Below are 20557 nucleotides of genomic sequence, written 5' to 3'. Positions count from 1 at the left end.
CTCCAAAGGAGAGCTCAACTAAGTAAAAAATATCTGTATTTATTAATATTATTTCTCTTGACTAAACGTAGGAAAGAGGCCGGAATTTTTTCCGGCCTCTTTCTATTTTAATGTTTCTTCTTACGGTTTCCGTCTGCGCCTCTGTTTTTACGGACTTGTTTCTTTATTTTTTCATTCAATTTCCGTTTGTAACCAGGTTTGATGTTTTTCTTCGCTTTTTGAACCATTCCACGAATGCGTGCATCTACCTCTTCAGGGGCATTTTTTTCCATTTTACGTTTGCGATCTTCTACTTCTACAAAGCTGCCATCTTTTAGACGGACAAGTTGGAAGTCAATTCCCATTGACTCAATCGCTTGTACTTGTTTCTCTTCATCAGGACCATATAACGTAATCGCAGTCCCTTTCAGATTATTTCTGCCGGTTCTACCGATACGGTGAACGAAAAATTCGGTTTCTTTCGGAATTTCCACATTAATTACATGAGAGACTCCTTCAATATCAATTCCTCTAGCAGCTAAATCGGTAGCTACCATAATCTGGAATTCGCCATTGTGAACGCGACGCATAATCCGTTTCCGTTCACGAGCTTGAATATCGCCATGTAAAACAGCACACTCATAACCGCGTGTTTGTAGTTCAGAGGCAATTTCATTTACTTTTTGTTTGGTATTTGCAAAAATGAGCGTGAAATACTGTTGGCCAATTTGAAGCACATTTACCAACACATCCATTTTTTCGTTCCCTTTTGTTGCTAACAAGTAGTTATCAATTGTATCTGCAATCACTCGTTGCGGCTCAAGGTTAACGACGATCGGGTTATCCATGTACTTCTTCAAGAATGGTTGGAGTTTGGTTGGAATGGTTGCGGAAAACACCAACATTTGTAAGTGTTTCGGTAATCTTCCTGCAATTTGATCCACTTCAAACAAGAATCCCATATCAAGCGTCATATCTGCTTCGTCAACAACAAATGCTTTAGCCGTATAAACCTTCAACGCATTTTCAGTGATTAAGTCCAAAATACGTCCAGGTGTGCCGATGACAACATGCGGCTGATTGTTCCCTAACTTAGACAGTTGGCGCTTTTTGTCGGTTCCCCCCACATAATTCGAAATACGAATTTCTTGAGGAGCTTTTTCTACTAATTGGGTAGCTGCTTGGTAAAGTTGTTCTGCTAATTCCCGACTTGGGGAAGTAATGACGACTTGCACTTCATCTTTAGTGGCATCAACATTATTGATTATTGGCAGTAAGAAACTGTGGCTCTTCCCGGAACCTGTCTGGGAACGGCCCACGACACTTTTTTTGGATTGAATGATCGGAATAATTCTTGCTTGAATTTCCGTTGGTTGGCGGAAGCCTAGTTCTTCAATCGCTTCTAGTAAAAATGGTTGGAGATTATATTGTTTGAAACTCATTGTACACCTCACGTCTTTCTCTTTTGTTAGTGTGATTATAACACACTTCCGTTTCATTCCTTTACTCTTGAATGACGACAATTTCTTTATAAGTGCTCGATTGCTAAACATAAATGAAAATAGTATAATAAATAAATGAATTCTTTGTCATATCAGAAGGGGGTTACCCATGAATACCGAGATTAGCGCCTTGCTCACCATCTTTGGTGCCACCGGCGACTTAGCACATCGTAAATTATATCCATCTTTGTTTCGCCTCTTCAAAAAAGGTTATCTGAAAAATAACTTTGCAGTTATTGGAACGGCCCGTAGAGAGTGGACAAATGAATATTTCCATGAAGTGATTGCGGATTCTGTCCAAGACTTGGCGGAGAGCCAAGATGAAATCGAGCAATTCACGAGCCATTTTTACTATATTTCCCATAACGTAAAAGATGCCGCACATTATGAAGAGTTAAAACATTTATCTGAACAGTTGGATGAAAAGTATAAATTAGACGGCAACCGTATTTTTTACTTGGCCATGGCTCCTGAATTCTTTGGAATCATCGGCGATATGCTGAAAAATAAAGGCTTGTTAACTGAAAATGGCTTCAATCGTTTAATTATTGAGAAGCCTTTTGGTCATGATTTAGAAACAGCGAGAGAATTAAATGAACAACTAAGCCGTTCGTTTAACGAAGATCAAATTTACCGGATTGACCACTATCTAGGTAAAGAAATGATCCAAAATATCTCTGCAGTCCGCTTCTCTAACATGATTTTTGAAGCGCTATGGAATAATAAATACATCGATAATGTTCAAATTACGCTAGCGGAGACCGTTGGCGTAGAAGACCGAGGCGACTATTACAATCGTACCGGTGCTCTTCGCGACATGGTTCAAAACCACGTTCTTCAAATTGTTGCCTTACTCGTGATGGAACCGCCTATTTCATTAGAAGGTGAAGATGTCCGAAACGAAAAAATCAAAGCATTGCGTTCCTTACGCCTGTATGAAACGGCTGAAGAAGTGAAGAAAAACTTTATTCGCGGCCAATACATAGCGGGAGATGACTTGGTTGGTTACCGTGACGAACCAAAAGTGGATCCAGATTCGACTACTGAAACATATGTCGCTGGGAAGATTCACATCGACAACTTCCGTTGGGCTGGTGTACCCTTTTATATTCGCACTGGAAAACGGATGGCTCAAAAAGAAACATACATCCATGTTCAATTTAAGCACATGGCTATGAACCTTTTTCCATCTGAAGACGTGAAAGAAGTAGCAGAACCGAATATCTTAACCATCCATATCTCACCTCAAGAAGGATTCTCTCTCCGTTTAAACGCTAAGCGTGTAGGCCAAGGAATGGAAATGAAGAATATTCGGATGCATCAAATCTTTGATGAAAAAACACAAGCAAACAGTCCAGAAGCGTACGAACGTTTGTTGCTTGATTGCTTAAACGGTGACCCAACGAACTTCACCCACTGGCAAGAAGTGGAACAATCTTGGAAATATGTGGACTACATTCGTCAAGCATGGGATGAAGACACTAGTGAGCCTTGCTTCTACGAAAGTGGCTCAATGGGTCCAAAAGAGAGCTATGAGCTTCTTAAAAGAGACGGCTTTAGCTGGACAGAATTCAACTGGGATCCAAATAAGGAACAATCACCAAACGACATTATGCCAGAAATGACTGAATAAAGCACAAAGAGGTTGGGACAAACGTCCCGACCTCTTTCCTTTTTACTGCTAATCGTCGCGATAGCGAAACCACATTCCTCGCTATCGCAACGCAAAGACTTGTTGCGTTGTGTTAGCAGAGAACACTCGCGCCTTATCACAACGATAGGTGCTTTATCGTTGTGATAGCGCAACGTTTACTTACTCTATCGCAACGAAAGATTAACGTAGAATCCATATTCAGTTTCTTTTCTAAAAGCTAAGGAAACCAGAAAAACAGCTCTCGCAGCCCACTTAAAGGGGTGGCGAGAGCTACTTTTCTGTTTTTTTATGCGTCATTCCATTCCATAATTGCTTCATCGAACTCTTTAATAATTTCTTTTATTTCGTCCATATCTTTTGCATTCGCCCCACTGGCAAGCGGATGTCCGCCACCACCATGACGTTTGGCTACCTCATTGATTACCGGACCTTTTGAACGCAAACGGCAACGATATCCTCCATGAGTTTGTTGGACAAAAACTCCCCAACAGATAACCCCTTCGATGGTACCCGGCAAAGGAACTACTTGTGCCGTATCATCGTCTTCTGCATCAAATTGTTCCAACACTTCTTGGGTTAAAATTACATGAGCCACACCCAGATCATTGATTTCCACATTTTGTAAAACGAATCCAGATAAGTGTGCCACTTTTTTTGAATGTGTGTTCATTAACTGTCCGATTTCAGAAGCAGAAAAATCATATTCCATGAGTTGTGCAGCGGTTCTCATTGTATGAGCAGATGTAGCTGGGTATAGGAAGCGGCCTGTATCTCCAACGATACCTGCATACAAGAGACGGGCAGCTTCATCATTCATGGAGAAGCGGTCCTTGAGATAGAAAGAGAGGTCAGAAACGATTTCACTACAGCTGCTTGCTTGATCATTTACCAAGCTGATGTCCCCGTACTGATCATCATTAGGATGGTGATCGATTTTAATCAGGTAGCTCCCTTTCGAATAGCGCTTATCGTCAATTCTTGGACGATTTGCCGTATCCACTACAATCACCAATGCTTCTTCATATAAATCGGTTGGAACGTTATCCATCGTTCCCATATATGACAAGCTCGCTACTTCTTCCCCTACTGTGTATACATTTTTTTCAGGAAATTGTTGACGAATAATCGCCGCCAAGCCTCGTTGCGAACCAAGTGCATCTGGGTCAGGTCGCACATGTCGGTGAATAATAATGGGGTTAGACTGCTTTATTTTTTCATAAATCTGTTCATAGAGTTCTGTTAACAAGATTGAATCCCCTCTCAGGTTCTTTCCATCATTTGGCAAACAACAATTGCCTTCGCAACGATGGAGTTTTCTAAATATACTTCTACGTCTAACTTCGAAGAGCGTCGACCAATTTCAAAAATATTCGTATGAATTTCAATGACGCTGTCAATCTGGATCATCTTAAAGTGATGAACATCCATCTGTTCAATCACGGCATTCCGTTTTTGGAAATGATACAATATTTTCTTCGAAACACTGGAAAGGACTTCACATAGCACACCGAACGAGACAGTCCCAATGTTATTGGTCATTTGCGGTGTCACTTGAAAGCGATAAACAGGTAATGCGCGTTCTTCACTTTTACGTTCTTCCATCTCAATTCCGTCAAGAATCTGATCTTCAATGGTATTTCCTACTTGCGGTTGACGCTGCGCCAATTGCATTGCCTTCATGACATCCTGTCGCGACAGAATCCCTAATAGTTGCAAGTTATCACTCACAACGGGCAGCACTTCCAACCCGTCCCAAATCATTCGGTGTGCCACGCTGGCCACACTCATATGCGTCTTTGCATAAATCGGTTCTCTCGTCATCACTCGTTCCATCAACAGGGAATCGGATTTCCCTAGGATGTCTTTCGCCGTAATCATTCCTACTAAACGCAAGTTATGGTTTACAATCGGAAAACGGGAGTGCTTACTACTCTCGTTCAGTTTACGGTAATCGTAAATGGTTTGGTCCATATAGAGAAACTTGGTATCTTCGATACGCGTATAAATGTCGCCTACTAACATAATGTCTTTTTTGATTAGCTGATCGGTCATCGCACGGTTAATCATGGTCGCTACCGTAAACGTATCGTAAGTAGTTCGTAGCACAGGCATTTCAACACGATCGGCTAGGCTCAGGATTTCTTCATCCGTATCAAATCCACCTGTAATTAAAACGGCTGCTCCCTTTTCCAGAGCGTAGCGTTGGATATTATTGCGGTTCCCGACAATCATTAACGACCCTGGTGAAATATAGCGGTCCATCGCATCTTGCTGCATCGCTCCGATAATGAATTTACTCAGGGTTTTATCTAAACCTTTTTCTCCCCCTAAGACATCGCCCTCAATAATGTTGGCGATTTGTCCAAACGACAACGTTTCAATATTGTCTTTTGATTTTCTTTCAATCCGAATTGTTCCTACTCGTTCAATGGTAGAAACAAGCCCAACCATCTCCGCATCTTTAATTGCTCGGTAAGCCGTTCCCTCTGACATATTCATCGTTTTGGCGACGGATCGTACAGAAAGTTTTTCTCCTACAGGTAGGGTTTCAATATATTCAATAATTTGTTCGTGTTTCGTTGCCATAGCTTTTCCCCTTGCCTATTCTATTTTCATCTATACTTCTACGCCTTCACCTGGCTGAAGGATTATACCGACTCCTTCAGGTAATAACGTGGTGAAATCTGTTGGGTCTTGCTCGATTAATGGGAAGGTATTGTAGTGAATCGGTACCGCTTTTTTTGCTTGCAAGAAAGCAACTGCTTTTGCTGCATCTTTCGGTCCCATTGTAAAATTATCGCCAATCGGTAAAAAGGCGACATCAATCGGTCTGTCTTCACCAATTAACTTCATATCCGAAAAGAGTGCCGTATCTCCTGCATGATAAATTGTTTTTTCTCCATCATGAAAAACAATTCCGGTAGCCAGTCCTAGCGTAAAGGGCTTCCCTTCCATTTCATAGGCTGAACCATGAATGGCTGGTGTCATCTTCACATACCCAAATTCAAATTGGTGCCCTCCACCCGGCTGCATCCCATGTGTTTTTAAGCCTTTACTACTAAAATAATTTGCAATTTCAACAGTAGATACAATCAAGGCACCGGTTCGTCTCGCAATCGCTTCTGTATCTCCTATATGGTCGCTATGTCCGTGTGTAACGATGATTACATCACAATCCACTGTTTCAGCATCCAAATCACTCATGCCGTTCCCAGTAATAAAAGGATCAAATATAATCTTCTTCCTGTCATTTGTTTCAATGATTATGCAAGACTGTCCATGCCAAGTAGCTCTCATATCCATCTTCTCCTCTGTTTACTACTGTTTTAAGAACTGTATTAATCCGTTCTTATCGTACCATGAATTATTGTTTTATCCAACCTTAATTAAAAGAAACAAAGGTTGGATTAGGAAGCTTTTTTCAAGGTTCAGCGTCCTTAACGAAAAAAACCGATCCATCTTTTTAGCAGATGGATCGGGAGTTGTTTTATCCTAGAGCTACGTCCAAAATCATCATTACCGTAAAACCAAGCATCAAGCCAAGTGTGGCAATGTCTTTGTTCCCATTTGTTTGGGATTCCGGAATCAATTCTTCTACTACTACAAAGATCATTGCTCCTGCAGCAAAAGCTAGTGCATATGGCAAAATAACTTGCATGGACAGGACTGCCGCCGCACCAAGAACGGCCGCAATTGGTTCAACCAGTGCAGAAAGCTGTCCGTATTGGAAGGCGCGCATCCGGCTGCTTCCTTCTCCTCGGATGGGCAACGACAGTGCAGAGCCTTCTGGAATATTTTGCAATCCAATCCCAAGAGCTAATCCGACTGCACTCATCAACGTGTTGTCTGTTGAAAGTCCATGTGCAGCTGCACCAAACGCGACACCGACCGCTAATCCTTCCGGTATATTATGAATGGTAATTGCTAAAAATAAAAGTAACGTACGCGAGGCACCTGTTTTAATACCCTCCCGTTTTTCCATCGGATCACCGATATGGAGATGGGGAATGATTGCATCTGTGAGACGTAAAAAGACGCCTCCAAGCAAGAAACCAACGGCTGCCGGCACCCACGCCCACATTCCGTATCCATTGTTCTCTGCATAAGAAATAGAAGGAGCTAGTAAGGACCAAAATGAAGCAGCAATCATCACTCCTGCAGCAAAGCCGCTCATCACATCTAATACTTTCCGGTTCACCTCTTTGAAAAAGAATACAAAGGAGGAACCAATTGCCGTGCAGGCCCACGTAAAGATACCTGCGAGAAGTGACTGTAAAATCGGGTTAAAATTACTAAATGTCGCAAACAAGTGACAGGACTTCCTTTCGTTAATAAAAATTGTTCGTATCCCAGAGTGGCAGTTGCATATTTGTAAAGAATTGGGGTGCCAATTGTGTGAGGGTAATCCCTAAAAGACGCACTTCCTTATTCATGGCACCATGTTCTTCCCATAGAGATAAAGCTTTTAATAAGATATCTTCCTTGCTGCTAGTAAATTCTACAAAACTTTTCTGTCTGGTCATCGTTTCAAAGTCGTCATAGCGAATCTTCAAAACCACTACACGTCCATGCATTTTATGTCGAGCAAGACTTTTGCTAACCTCATCTGCTAGAACCGTTAAAGATTCCTCTACTTGTTCTTCTCGCACCAAGAAAGGATTAAAAGTATGCTCTTTCCCAATTGATTTCCGCTCTCTTTCATTTGAAACAGGTTGATTATCAATTCCTCGGACTTTTCGGTATAAGACATACCCCATCTTCCCAAATTCATCGATCAGAAACTTAGCAGATAATTCAAACAGATCCTGGCCAGTCTCGATGCCCAATTGCTTCAATCGTTCCGCGGTTTTCGTTCCCACACCATAAAATTTCTTAATCGGCAGTTCCATCAAAAAATTTTGTGCTTCTGGAGGCGTAATGACCGTTAAGCCCGCTGGTTTTTGATAATCGGAAGCAATTTTAGCCAAGAATTTATTGTACGAAACGCCAGCTGAACAAGTCAAATGGACTTCTTTCCACACTTCTTGTTGAATCCGACGTGCAATAATCGTTGCACTTGGGATATTTTGTTTGTTTTGTGTGACGTCTAAGTACGCTTCATCTAAAGAGAGCGGCTCAATTAAGTCTGTGTACCGGTGAAATACGCTTCTGATTTGAGCAGAAACTTGCTTATAATAATCCATTCGAGGAGAGATAAAGATTGCATGGGGACATCGCTCAAACGCTTCTTGAGAACTCATCGCAGAATGGATGCCAAACTTCCGAGCTTCATAATTCGCCGTTGTCACCACTCCTCTCCCGCCCGTTTTACGCGGATGGTGGGCAATTACGACTGGCTTCCCATTTAATTCTGGACGATCTCGTTCTTCTACCGATGCATAAAAGGCGTCCATGTCGACATGGATAATTTTCCTAGTCAGGTCGTTATCTGGTTCTCTGAAGGTCAGTAACCCATACTCCAATTTTCCACCTTCTTTTATTGCTTCTCGACTAATAACTTCGCGGCGGCTTTATAGGAAACTTGGTACTCATTTCCTTTTTCGTCTCTAAAATAGACCGGTCCTTCAAATGCTTCCATTTTATCTACTCGGTAGTATTGATCGAGACGAATATTTTTTTCAGACAGGTACTTTAGAAACTCTGCGTCATCGTCCACTTCCAAAATAAAGAACCCGTCTCCTTCCGCTAATTCTTGTAAAGGAAGAGAATCTTTATCCATCGTTCTCCCTTCACGGTCTGGAATTAAGCCACCATGGGGATCCGATGTGGGAAAGCCTAAAAATTCATCTAATCGGTCAATCAGGACATTTGAAGAAACATGCTCCAATTTCTCAGCTAAGTCATGCACTTCATCCCAGGTAAAACCAAGATGATTCGCTAAAAAGGTTTCCCATAGACGGTGTTTCCGAATCATCTGGTTTGCAACTTTTAACCCTTTTTCACTCAATTGCACACCTTGATACGGAACGTGGATGATGTATCCATCTTTTAGCAACTTGGTAGACATCTCTGTTACCGACGCTGCCGTTACAGATAACGCTTGACCAATCAATTTATTATTAATCAGATCTTTATCACCGCCTAGTTCAATAATTACTTTTAGATAATCTTCTTTCTGTGGTGTCATGCGAAAACCCCTTCTTTTTTTAGGACAACCTAAATATAGTTTCATTATAAACCTTTCTGTTTAAAATGCAATAAAGAGGGGGGAGCGAACTCCCACCTCTTTATTTCTTCTGATTATACCCCATAGTAAGCATCGTATAAGATGTCTTTTAACTCACTTATTAATGGTTGTTTTGGATTAGCCGTTGTACATTGGTCTTCAAAGGCTAACTCAGCAATTTGATCTCCATCTCGGTGTAACCATTCTTCAGAAACACCTTCTTCTTGGAAGCTCATCTTGATTCCAACTGCTTCTCCAAGTTCATGTACTGCTGTCGCTAAAGCTTCGACCAATTCTGCTGTAGTATTGCCTTTTAAGCCTAAATAACGGGCAATAGTTGCGTAATCTTCGTCAGCTTGGAAGTGTTCGTATTTTGCCCACATACTTAACTTGCTTGGTTCTTTTGCGTTATAGCGAATAATGTGAGGAAGTAAAACTGCATTCGTCCGTCCATGAACGAGTCCCCATAGACCGCCTATTTTGTGTGCCAAGGAATGAGAAATTCCCAAAAATGCATTGGCAAAAGCCATTCCTGCAATGGTTGAGGCATTATGGATTTTCTCTCTTGCTTCCCGATCGCCATATTCGTAAGAATCAACCAGATAATCAAACACTAATTTGATGGCTTGTAAGCTTAATCCCTTCGTATAATCACTAGCCATTACTGATACATAGGATTCGATCGCATGTGTCAGAACATCCATCCCTGTATCAGCTGTTACCGTTTTTGGTACGCTATACACGAACTGCGAATCAACAATCGCTACGTTTGGAGTCAAGGCATAGTCTGCTAATGGGTATTTGATATGCGTCTCGCTGTCTGTAATAACCGTGAACGGTGTTACCTCTGATCCAGTACCAGAAGTTGTTGGGATACATACTAACTGCGCTTTTTCCATTGGAGCAATTTTATAGGTCCGTTTGCGAATATCTAAGTACTTTTGCTTCGCTCCGAAGAAGTTGCTCTCTGGATGTTCATAGAACAACCACATTGCTTTTGCAGCATCCATTGGCGAACCGCCACCAATCGCGATAATCGTATCTGGTTCAAAGTCACGCATTCTTTCTGTCCCGCGGTTTACGGTATCTGTTGAAGGGTTTGGTTCAACATCTGAGAAAATGGTATAGGTAATCTTGTTTTGACGTAATTTCAATTGTTCCAACACAATGTCTATATACCCTAATTTTACCATTCCTTCATCGCAGACGAAGAAAACTCGTTCGACTCCTTTCATGTCACGTAAGTAACGGACAGAATTCTCTTCAAAGTAAATCCGATCAGGCACCTTCATCCACTGCATGTTATTTCTCCTTTTAGCGACAGTTTTTCTGTTGATTAAGTCAAAGGTAGACACATTTCCTGAAACAGAGTTGTGTCCATACGAGCCACACCCAAGTGTTAACGAAGGAATATTGTTGTTGTATAATCCGCCAATCCCGCCTTGCGCAGAAGGAGAATTTACTAAAATACGACATGCTTTCATTTGCTTTCCAAATTCTCGAATTAAGTCCTCACTCTTTGTATGAATCGCTGCTGAGTGACCAAGTCCATCAAGTGCTAACATGTCCTTACATAATTGGAAAGCATGTTTGGTATTCTTCGCTTTCATCATGGCAAGTACTGGAGAAAGTTTCTCACGTGAAAGTGGGTATTCGGCTCCTGCCCCAGCAAGTTCAACAATGAGCATTTTCGTGTCTGCGGGTACCGTAATTCCCGCCATCTCTGCAATCGTAATCGGCGACAATCCTACAATTTTACTGTTGATGCCTTGTTTGTCTTCACGCATCACGGTAGCTTCTAATTGAGCAACTTCATTTGGTTTTACAAAGTAAACTTTTCGGCGGATGAATTCTTGTTTTACTTCTTCATAAATTTCTTGATCGACAATGACCGCTTGCTCAGAAGCACAAATCATCCCATTATCAAATGTTTTTGATAAAACTAAATCATTTACTGCGCGTTTGATGTTTGCTGTTTTCTCTACATAAGCCGGAACATTTCCAGGACCGACTCCTAATGCAGGTTTTCCAGTTGAATAGGCTGCCTTTACCATGGCTGCCCCACCCGTTGCTAGGACGGCGGCAACGTCTGGATGATGCATCAAGGCATTCGTTTTTTCCATAGAGACGCCTTCTACCCACTGAATACATCCCTCTGGTGCGCCAGCTGCTAACGCTGCTTGATAAACGGTTTCTGCCGCTGCAGTAGAACATTTTTCTGCACTTGGATGGAAGGAGAAGATGATTGGGTTTCTAGTTTTCATACTGATTAATGCCTTGAAAATTGTTGTAGAAGTTGGATTGGTCGTTGGAATAATTCCAGCGATTACCCCTAGCGGTGCTGCGATAGTCATCAGCTGATCAATTTTATTTTCGCTAATGATCCCAACTGTTTTATTTTTCTTGATGGCGTGCCAAATATTTTCAGAGGCATAAATATTTTTCAGACACTTGTCTTCGTATACTCCTCTGCCAGTTTCTTCGACAGCCATCTTCGCTAGTTCCATGTGTTTGTCTAGTGCAGCTAAGGCCATTGATTGAACAATATGGTCGACTTGGGCTTGATCAAATTCTTCCATTATCTCTAAAGCTCTTAAACCTTTCTCGGTATAAGTCGAGATTAGTTCTTCAGCTGTTTCAACTGTTTCAAAAATTTCTGGTTCTACTTTCATTGCCATTTTTATCACTCCATTTGTTAATTATTTCACAGATAATTATATAACAAGAGTGCAGACATGTAAAGTATTTATGTGATTTTTTTCACTTCTTTTTATTATAAGCTTTCTAACTTACTTTTCATAACCTTAATCAATTATTCATTTGTGAATATTAATACAATAAACGTTGTAGAATATATAGTTTACATATTTCTGTTCTAAAACAGAGTGTTACAAAAAAACAAAACAAGGATGAAGAACTCTTGTTTACTTCTCAGTTGTCCCTGTATTCATTTAAGTTTCTGTAATTCTATCATCAAAAAAAGACTAGGATTTCTCCTAGCCTTCTCCTATTCATCAAAAAAAATCTTCAAAATTAATTTCTTCTAATGAGGCTACTTTATATACTTGCGCTTCAAGTGACTCATAATCAAAGTATTGGTTTACTGTGAATTTCATGATATCAAATACTCTTTGGTAGTAGTGTTGCGGTACCGAATGTTTCCACACGAAATTCTTAAAGCAAATATATAGATTTTCTGTTTCAATATGAGGGTACCCGTCCTTTTCAAATTCCGAACGTTTTAGCTCGAACCAAGGAAGCATTTCCTCATAGAAATCATTATTTCCTTTCGTCATCCGCTCTCCACTCCATCATTCCAACCAAAGTCTATTCTTCAATCTCGTCTTCCGTAACTTCTTCTTTTTCCATAATTCCAGAAGCGGTTGTTACGGTTGCACTTTTTACCACACGGGAAATCGCGCGTTTTTCAAAGGTAAGGAAAATTCCTTCGCAGTCCAGTGTCACTGTGTTGTTTACTGTGTCCACTTCTTCTACGACTCCATGAAGTCCCCCAACCGTAATAACTTTATCACCTTGCTTAATTTGGTTCAACATTTCTTGTGTTTTCTTTTGTTGATTCTTTTGAGGACGAATCAAAATAAAGTACATAACTCCAAATAAAAGACCATAGAATAAAATCATAATTAACCCGTTTTGTGGCATTGTAATTCCTCCGTTTGTATGTTTTTAATTAAAAGTTTGGTGCATTTTCTTTATTGAAACCATATTCTTCCATAAACGCTTCTCTAAACTCTAAAAGATTATCATCCATGATTGCTTGACGCACTTGCGTCATCAAGTTAATCAAGAAATGCAAGTTATGATACGTGGTTAAGCGAAGACCAAGAATTTCATCTGTTTTGAATAGATGACGCAAGTAAGCACGCGTGTAATTCTTACATGTATAGCAAGAGCACTTCTCATCCAACGGTCTGAAGTCACGCGTAAATTTCGCATTCTTCACAACGAGACGGCCTTGGCTTGTCATACAGGTACCGTTACGTGCGATCCGAGTTGGCAATACACAGTCAAACATATCTATGCCTCGAATTACCCCATCGATTAGAGAATCAGGCGCTCCAACCCCCATTAGATACCTTGGCTTATGGTCCGGTATAACAGGCGTAATATAGTCAAGAACATCATTCATTTCTTCTTTCGTCTCACCTACAGACAAACCACCGATTGAATAACCAGGGAAATCCATAGAAATGAGGTCTTGGGCACTTTGCATCCGCAAGTCCTTAAAGCCTGCACCTTGAATGATTCCGAATAAGCCTTGCTGATCAGGTTTCTTGTGTGCTTTTAAGCCACGTTCTGCCCAACGGCTTGTTCGTTCTACAGATTTTTTAATATAGTCATAGCTCTCGGAATAAGGCGGGCACTCATCAAAACTCATGATGATATCAGCACCTAATTTATTCTCAATATCAATCGCCTTTTCCGGAGATAAAAACATTTTTGAGCCATTTAAGTGATTACGGAAATGAACTCCTTCTTCCGTTATTTTACGATTCTCTGCAAGAGAAAATACTTGGAAACCACCTGAGTCGGTTAAGATTCCACGATCCCAGTTCATGAACTTGTGCAACCCGCCTGCTTCTTCAATCAAATCTGCACCCGGACGCAACCACAAGTGGTACGTATTACTCAGAATGATCTGCGAACCCATTGTCTTTAGTTCTTCAGGTGACATGGTTTTAACGGTTGCCAATGTTCCGACTGGCATAAACATCGGTGTTTGGAACGTGCCATGAGGAGTAATGATTTCTCCCAGACGAGCCCCGGTATGTTTTTCTTTTTTAATTAAACGGTAACGAATAGCTGGTTCTGTCATTTTTTTCTTCCTTCCAAAACTTGTCAACACTAAGTATAACACAGCAATAAACTTTGTAGAAATAAAAATTGTCCTACAAAGCAGAAAGAGACAGGAACGGTTTGTCCCTGCCTCATTTGTTCCCTACAGTTTCATAATGCGATGATATTGCTTTTCTAAAACATCCCACGTTTCACAAGGATATTCAATAACAGCTGCCACGTGCTCCTTGAAAGCAGCTAAGACGCTATCCATCTTGATGTCACCTGTCTCATACAAGGCAAGTTCTATCGCACCTGGTGCAACCAGCTTCACATTTTTCAAATGAATGTAGTTCACAAAATCTGCCAGTATTCTTGCTGCTACTTCTGCATCTTCTTGAATGAAGGAAAAATTACCAGTATCAAAGGTAAGTGATACAGGCAAGTTCTCCTCATGAGCTTTTACAATAAACCGGGTCAAAGCATGCGCACTGCCAGCCTTTAGAGATTGATCATTTTCAATGGTCAGTTTAATTGCCGGATATGCTTCCAACAATTTCATTAACGAAGACACGCCTCCAGGAGTAAAAGAATGATAATCACCCAGCGTAAGTTTCACTTGTTCCGCTCCAAGCGATGCGGCCTCTTCGAAATACTTCTCTAAATGAAGATTCACTTCTTCTTCTACGAAGAGCACATCGGGTATAGAATAAAACAAAGCCAGATGGTTTTTTTTAGCCATCTCTCTGGTTTGAACGAGTTCTTCCTCTAGGTTGCGAAAGAATTCGCGACGTACTTCCACAAAAGGAAAGCCGATTCGTGCGAAACCATCAAAAAACTCCCACTGCTCTTTCTTACCTGTTTGTAGTTCTTCATTAAAAACGAGGGTATTTACTCCAATGATTCGTGACAAACAAACCGCTCCTTCTGACATTAATCATGTTCTGGTCTTTCTAAAATAATGGATGCTACCATTGCATCACGCAACCATTTTTTGTCCACTTTTGCTTTTGCACTCTTTGCGTCTTTGAGTCGGGTTTCTCGTTGCATGGTCGTTTCAGCATCTTCAGTAGCTACATCTGATAGCATGGTGTCATACGTGTGACCGTATGCATCATATTCTGCCTCTATCATTTGTTGTTCCTTCTCTAACAGATCCGCAACAGAAGCGATATCAGCAATCGTATCATCTTCTTCAATAAAAGGTCTTGGTACAGAACGTGGCTTTTTCTTTTCTACAGCTGCGCGGTTACGCATTTCCGCAGCCGGTCCGGCCTCTTGTCGAACCAAGCTTTGAACCAAGGGCCACACATCTTTTCGTCTCAGAAATTTTACTAATTCCACTCCTGGATTTGCAGAGCTGAAAATTGTTTTGAGTTCATCCTTATACCGATCTGGAAGATTTTCTTTCAAAATACGGTACAGTTCTACTGGATTCTGGCGTAGAAATTGCTGCACGCCACCACTATTTCCTTGTCTTTTGTTGTTAACTTGTTGTTGCACCCTTGGAGCAGCTTGCTTCGGTTGAGCCCATTTATTTGTCCTCTTATCAGCACTTCTTTTAGCGGAACGGATTAGATTGAAAATGAACGTCATCCACATCGCAACAATAAAGATAAATACAGCTAAGTTAAATAGAATGGGCCACATCATTACGAATCACTTCTATCTTTGCTACCCGATATGGAACTTCTCATATCCGTATCCGCATTAATATTTTTCATTCGGTAATAATCCATAGCACCCAAATTACCAGAACGTAAAGCTTCAGCCAAAGCAAGAGGTACTTGTGCTTCTGCTTCGACAACTTTTGCCCGTTGTCGTTGAACCTCTGCAATCATTTCTTGCTCTTCTGCAATCGCAAGCGAACGTTTTTCTTCAGCTTTCGCTTGAGCTACCCGTTTGTCTGCTTCCGCTTGTTCCGCTTGTAGTTTTGCTCCGACGTTACGGCCGACATCAACGTCCGCAATATCTATCGATAGAATTTCATATGCAGTACCAGAATCTAATCCTTTACGCAATATGGTATGGGAAATTGAATCAGGGTTTTCCAAAACTTGAGAGTGTGTTCTTGCCGAACCGACTGTGGTAACAATCCCTTCACCCACACGAGCGATAATCGTTTCTTCACCAGCTCCACCAACAAGGCGCTCAATATTCGCCCGAACAGTAACTTTTGCTTTGGCTTTTACTTCAATCCCGTTCATTGCCACACCTGCAATAACTGGTGTTTCAATTACTTTTGGATTTACGCTGACTTGAACCGCTTCAAACACATTTCTACCTGCCAAATCAATTGCCGCAGCTTGTTCAAATTCCAAGTCAATATTAGCTCGTTGTGCAGCAATCAGAGCGTCAATAACCATATTAATATCTCCACCAGCTAAATAATGAGCTTCTAATTCGGAAATACTTAAATCTAAGCCCGCTTTTGTTGCCTTGATCATCGGTTGGACAATCATACTTGGTGATACTCTTCTTAAGCGCATCCCAATTAAATCTGAAATTCGTACCTTTACTCCTGAAAAGTAAGCAGTAATCCAAAGTCCTACTGGTACAAATCGGAAAAATAAGGACAATACCAGGAGCACAACCACTGCAATGACAATAATACTAATTAAACCTTGGGGCATATACTTACAACTCCTTCACAATAATTTTTGTTCCTTCGACATGGATCACTTGTACCATTGCACCTTCAACAATGATTTTACCATCACTTAACACGTCTAGCACTTTACCGCTGATGTCAACTTTTCCAGAAGGACGAAGCGTTGTGAGCGCTGTACCTTTTTTACCCAAATAAAGTGTATAGTCCTTTCCAGATGTGTAACCTTTTTGTGTATAAAGAGAGTTGCCTAAGATGAGACTGCTTTTCCCAGGCAGGAACTTATATCCTTTTTGAATCAGGATAAAGGCCGTAATAACTGCGATAATAATCGCGAGACCTAAATCGAGCACACTCCCCCAAATATCTTGCCGGTTTGTAAAATAACCGAAAATAATCATCGCTACTCCTGCTATTCCAATTAAACCAAAGTCTGGAATAAAGACTTCGAGTATGAGGAGCATGATTCCAAACAGGAACAACAAAAGCGTTACCCATGTTCCATTGCCCACCATCATAAAATAAATAAAGAAGCTAATAATGGACAACCCACCAAATACAAGAAAACGATTGGTAAAGAGCATCATGACTAAACTGATAAAGCCAATTACCAAAAACAGCAATTTTTCCACCTCCAAATCACAGTTACTGAGTTACGGGAAGTTTTACTACCTTTATTTTATCGCACTTTTCGACATAATGAAAGCGACAGTCAAGAATAACACTTAACTGTCGCATCACTTTATTGATTAGCGATTATCTGAAACTGGATGGCATCATTGACTACCTTTATCTCTACCTTTTCATTCGCAGTAACGTTTCCTTTAATTATTTCTCTCGCTAAAGGATTCTCAATATGCCGCGTAATGAAGCGTCGCAACGGTCTTGCTCCATAGCTCGGATCGTATGCTTCTTCTGCAATCCAAGTCGCTGCTTCATCGGTAAGTATTAACTCCAATTGTTGCTCTTCTAATCGTTGCTGCAACTCTCCAACCATTTTCCGCACAATATGGCGAACGTGACTTTGGCTTATTGGAGAGAAGAGAATGGTATCGTCAATCCGATTTAAGAACTCTGGCTTAAACGTGTGCCGCAACAACTGTTGCACTTTTTCCTTGCTTTCTTCTGTTACTTTTCCATCTTCTGACATTCCTTCTAATAAAAAGTTGGAACCAAGATTGCTGGTCATAATAAATAACGTATTTTTGAAATCAACCAATCTTCCTTTTGAATCGGTTAAGCGGCCATCATCCATGATTTGAAGCAAGATATTAAAGACGTCTGGATGTGCCTTTTCAATTTCATCCAGCAGTACAATCGTATACGGACTTCTCCTTACGGCCTCCGTCAACTGTCCGCCTTCCTCATACCCAACATATCCCGGTGGTGCCCCAACGAGTCGGCTTACAGCAAATTTCTCCATGTATTCGCTCATATCAATTCGCACCATATGGTCTTCCGAGTCAAACAACGTCTCTGCCAACGCTTTGGCCAATTCCGTTTTCCCTACACCGGTCGGTCCTAAGAACAAGAAGGATCCAATTGGACGATTAGGGGACTGAAGGCCTGCCCTTGAACGTAGAACTGCATTGGCAACACTCTCTACAGCTTCCTCTTGACCGATAACACGCTCATGGAGGATATCTTCCAATTTCAAGAGTTTCTCTCGCTCCCCTTCCACCAACTTAGTTACAGGGATACCAGTCAGCCTTCCGACGACAACGGCGATTTCATTTTCCGTAACAGCTTCTTGCACCAACTTAGTAGCCGCTTTGTTGTTCGTTATATTTTTTTGTTCCAGAGCAGCTACTTCTTTTTCTAGTTGAGGAATCGTTCCGTGTCTTAACACGGCTGCTTTTTCTAAATCATATTCCCCTTCCGCTTCCTCCAGTTGCCTTCTCGCACGATCCAACTCTTCCCTTTTCGCGCGAATAGATTCTGCTTCTTCTTTCTCTGTTTCCCACTGCATTTTTAAGCGGTTCGTTTCCTCTCTTGCTTCCGCTAGTTCTTCTTGCAAGTGACTAAGCCTTTGTCGGCTCATTTCATCTGTTTCCTGTTTCAACGCTGCTTCTTCAATTTCTAGTTGCATCAACCTGCGGGTAAGGAGATCCAACTCGTTCGGCATGGAATTCATTTCCACCTTGATGCTCGCACAAGCTTCATCCACTAAGTCAATCGCTTTATCCGGCAAGAAACGATCGGTAATATATCGGTCCGATAATTTCGCAGCTGCCACAATTGCGTTGTCATGGATACTGACGCTATGATGAATCTCAAACCGCTCTTTTAATCCTCGCAAGATGCTGATGGTTTCTTGAACAGACGGCTCTTGGACCACTACTTTTTGGAAGCGGCGTTCCAGAGCTTTATCCTTTTCAAAGTTCTGACGGTATTCATCTAAAGTTGTTGCGCCAATACAATGTAGTTCTCCCCGAGCAAGCATCGGTTTCAACAAGTTACCAGCATCCATGCTGCCCTCTGTTTTCCCTGCTCCGACAATCAGATGAATTTCATCGATAAACAGAATAATTCGGCCTTCACTTTTCTTTACTTCTTTTAAGACGGCCTTCAAGCGCTCTTCGAATTCACCACGATATTTTGCCCCAGCAATTAAGGCGCCCATGTCTAAGGAAAAAACCGTTTTGTCACGTAAGTTTTCCGGTACATCCTTTCTGACAATGCGCTGAGCCAGTCCTTCCACAATCGCAGTCTTCCCAACACCCGGCTCTCCAATTAATACTGGATTATTTTTCGTCTTCCGCGAAAGAATTCGGATTACATCACGAATTTCATCGTCACGTCCGATGACTGGATCATGTTCCCCGCTTTTCATTGCTTGTACTAAGTCAATCCCGTATTTTTCCAACGCTTGGTATTGATTTTCTTGTTCTTGGGAGGTCACGCGGTCTCCACCCCTTACTTCTTTTATTTGTTGCAAACAGTTGTCTCTTGTAATTCCTTTTCTTGTTAAATAAGCGGTTAACGGATGGCTCTTCAATCGAAAGAGCGCAAGTAGCAAGATTTCTGTGGATAGATATTCATCTTGAAACGAATGCATTTCTTGTTGCGCATCCGTCAATAGTTGGTAAAAGTTTTGGCCAAACGTTTGACCATACTGAATACTGCTGCCGCTGACTACTGCAATTTTATCAAGTTCCTGATCAATCTTCGCTTCAAAATCAGCGACATCAACTCCTAATTCCTGATAAAAATTTCGAGCAAACATCCCTGGTTGTATCAATACTTTCCATACATGTGGAATTTCGATGAATTGATTCTTCCTTATAACGGCAACTTGTTGCGCTTCGCCTAATGCATCTTGTAAGGCACGAGTCATTTTCTCAATATTCATGTCGCTCACCTCTTTTTTCTTTTTCACAACCCAAATTATACGCCTATGGTCAACTTTGGTCAAACATAATCCCTACAGAAAAACCCATTCACTCTCGCAAATGGGTTGAGATTGTTATCTAATTCCTAACGCAATTCGCGCATACCGGCTCATTCGTTCCGTTGTCCAAGCTGGGTACCAAACTAATTTGACTTGCACGTCGGTTACTTCTGGAACGGACTTCATGGCACGATGGATTTCGTCGGTAATAATATCCGCTAATGGACAGCCCATGGTTGTTAGGGTCATGTTCACTTGGCAAAAGCCGCTTTCTTCAAACAACACTTCATAGATAAGACCTAAATTTACAATATCAATACCTAACTCTGGGTCAATGACTTGCTCCAAGGCGGTCATGATTCGCTCTTTGATGGCTTCTATTTCTTCGGTTGAGTAAGTTGGGTTATTATCTGTCATTTCTTACCCTCCTTTTCCCTCATAGTTTGTACAAATAATAACA

General features: G+C 41.2%; 18 protein-coding genes. 1 reads left to right on the top strand and 17 read right to left on the bottom strand.

Translation table 11 applies throughout. The features are described from left to right. Positions 1-107: 107 nt before the first annotated feature. Positions 108-1421 (bottom strand): DEAD/DEAH box helicase, encoded by a 1314-nt coding sequence (locus PVE40_RS02425; protein WP_274730277.1) that lies wholly within the window; start codon positions 1419-1421, stop codon positions 108-110. Positions 1422-1590: 169 nt separating this feature from the next. Here PVE40_RS02425 and zwf point away from each other — a divergent pair, with 169 nt between their 5' ends. Continuing rightward, positions 1591-3114 carry a glucose-6-phosphate dehydrogenase gene (gene zwf / locus PVE40_RS02420; RefSeq protein WP_274730276.1) on the top strand — a complete coding sequence of 508 codons (1524 nt, stop codon included), beginning with the start codon at positions 1591-1593 and terminating at the stop codon, positions 3112-3114. Between the two features lie 307 nt (positions 3115-3421). Here the strand turns inward: zwf and PVE40_RS02415 are convergent, their stop codons facing one another. The 16 genes from PVE40_RS02415 to PVE40_RS02340 all read right to left on the bottom strand — a co-directional run bounded on the left by PVE40_RS02415 (position 3422) and on the right by PVE40_RS02340 (position 20514). Further along, the gene (locus PVE40_RS02415) at positions 3422-4381 is read right to left on the bottom strand and encodes a DHH family phosphoesterase (RefSeq protein ID WP_274730275.1); all 960 of its coding nucleotides are present in this window, start codon (positions 4379-4381) and stop codon (positions 3422-3424) included. Positions 4382-4395: 14 nt separating this feature from the next. Then, a complete protein-coding gene (locus PVE40_RS02410) occupies positions 4396-5721 on the bottom strand; it encodes a DRTGG domain-containing protein (protein ID WP_274730274.1) in 1326 nt (441 codons plus the stop codon). 30 nt (positions 5722-5751) lie between these two features. Continuing rightward, a complete protein-coding gene (locus tag PVE40_RS02405) occupies positions 5752-6432 on the bottom strand; it encodes a metal-dependent hydrolase (RefSeq protein WP_274730273.1) in 681 nt (226 codons plus the stop codon). A gap of 190 nt (positions 6433-6622) precedes the next feature. After that, a complete protein-coding gene (locus PVE40_RS02400) occupies positions 6623-7444 on the bottom strand; it encodes a ZIP family metal transporter (RefSeq protein ID WP_274730272.1) in 822 nt (273 codons plus the stop codon). 19 nt (positions 7445-7463) lie between these two features. Then, positions 7464-8597 carry a DNA polymerase IV gene (dinB, locus tag PVE40_RS02395; protein WP_274730271.1) on the bottom strand — a complete coding sequence of 378 codons (1134 nt, stop codon included), beginning with the start codon at positions 8595-8597 and terminating at the stop codon, positions 7464-7466. Positions 8598-8611: 14 nt separating this feature from the next. Next, positions 8612-9262, bottom strand: coding sequence for a metal-dependent transcriptional regulator (locus PVE40_RS02390; RefSeq protein ID WP_274730270.1), 651 nt, complete (start codon positions 9260-9262; stop codon positions 8612-8614). A gap of 113 nt (positions 9263-9375) precedes the next feature. Beyond that, entirely contained in the window at positions 9376-11979 is a 2604-nt protein-coding gene (gene adhE, locus PVE40_RS02385; protein ID WP_274730269.1) for a bifunctional acetaldehyde-CoA/alcohol dehydrogenase, read from the bottom strand. A gap of 336 nt (positions 11980-12315) precedes the next feature. Further along, the gene (locus PVE40_RS02380; protein ID WP_274730268.1) at positions 12316-12597 is read right to left on the bottom strand and encodes a post-transcriptional regulator; all 282 of its coding nucleotides are present in this window, start codon (positions 12595-12597) and stop codon (positions 12316-12318) included. 31 nt (positions 12598-12628) lie between these two features. Beyond that, on the bottom strand, positions 12629-12964 hold the full coding sequence (gene yajC / locus PVE40_RS02375) for a preprotein translocase subunit YajC (RefSeq protein ID WP_274730267.1): 336 nt from the start codon (positions 12962-12964) through the stop codon (positions 12629-12631). A 28-nt stretch (positions 12965-12992) separates the two neighbouring features. Further along, a complete protein-coding gene (tgt, locus tag PVE40_RS02370) occupies positions 12993-14138 on the bottom strand; it encodes a tRNA guanosine(34) transglycosylase Tgt (RefSeq protein WP_274730266.1) in 1146 nt (381 codons plus the stop codon). A gap of 123 nt (positions 14139-14261) precedes the next feature. Further along, positions 14262-15011, bottom strand: a complete 750-nt coding sequence (locus tag PVE40_RS02365; protein ID WP_274730265.1) for a sugar phosphate isomerase/epimerase family protein — start codon at positions 15009-15011, stop codon at positions 14262-14264. Positions 15012-15031: 20 nt separating this feature from the next. Then, positions 15032-15751 carry a hypothetical protein gene (locus PVE40_RS02360; RefSeq protein ID WP_274730264.1) on the bottom strand — a complete coding sequence of 240 codons (720 nt, stop codon included), beginning with the start codon at positions 15749-15751 and terminating at the stop codon, positions 15032-15034. Further along, positions 15751-16731 carry a flotillin-like protein FloA gene (gene floA / locus PVE40_RS02355; RefSeq protein WP_274730263.1) on the bottom strand — a complete coding sequence of 327 codons (981 nt, stop codon included), beginning with the start codon at positions 16729-16731 and terminating at the stop codon, positions 15751-15753. Before floA ends, PVE40_RS02360 begins: the two co-directional genes overlap by 1 nt. A gap of 4 nt (positions 16732-16735) precedes the next feature. Continuing rightward, positions 16736-17329 (bottom strand): NfeD family protein, encoded by a 594-nt coding sequence (locus PVE40_RS02350; protein ID WP_274730262.1) that lies wholly within the window; start codon positions 17327-17329, stop codon positions 16736-16738. A 119-nt stretch (positions 17330-17448) separates the two neighbouring features. Then, positions 17449-20058, bottom strand: a complete 2610-nt coding sequence (gene clpB / locus PVE40_RS02345; protein WP_274730261.1) for an ATP-dependent chaperone ClpB — start codon at positions 20056-20058, stop codon at positions 17449-17451. A gap of 114 nt (positions 20059-20172) precedes the next feature. After that, on the bottom strand, positions 20173-20514 hold the full coding sequence (locus tag PVE40_RS02340; protein ID WP_274730260.1) for a metal-sulfur cluster assembly factor: 342 nt from the start codon (positions 20512-20514) through the stop codon (positions 20173-20175). Positions 20515-20557 lie beyond the last annotated feature (43 nt).

Source organism: Jeotgalibaca caeni (assembly GCF_028863945.1).
Classification (GTDB): domain Bacteria; phylum Bacillota; class Bacilli; order Lactobacillales; family Aerococcaceae; genus Jeotgalibaca; species Jeotgalibaca caeni.
The sequence above is the reverse complement of the archived record's forward strand: the minus strand, read 5'-3'. Positions and strand labels throughout refer to the sequence as shown.